The organism is Pseudoalteromonas sp. S1609 (genome assembly GCF_005887255.1).
In the GTDB taxonomy this organism is placed as follows: Bacteria; Pseudomonadota; Gammaproteobacteria; order Enterobacterales; family Alteromonadaceae; genus Pseudoalteromonas.
The window spans coordinates 1-213 of record NZ_PNDJ01000273.1 but is presented as its reverse complement, the minus strand read 5'-3'; the positions used below and the strand labels follow the sequence as shown (position 1 = coordinate 213).

Genomic DNA, 213 nt, shown 5'->3' with positions numbered 1-213 from the left:
GTATGTGTTAGAGGAACCCTCAGCAGGTGTACACCCTGCCGATACTCAAGCCTTATTAGCGGCACTAGATGCGCTATTTGGCGGTGGTAGGTCTGTGTTTGTGGTTGAGCTCGACGTAAGTGTTATTCGCCATGGCGATTGGGTGGTTGATGTAGGACCAATTGCGGGCTCCCGTGGCGGTAATATTGTTTATAGCGGCCCTGGTGCAGGCTT

Annotated in this window: 1 protein-coding gene; it reads left to right on the top strand. The window is 52.6% G+C overall.

The window, feature by feature from the left end; all coding sequences use genetic code 11:
- Positions 1–213 (top strand): P-loop NTPase family protein (locus CWB76_RS19710; protein ID WP_138609776.1); only part of this gene is annotated, 213 nt, incomplete at both ends.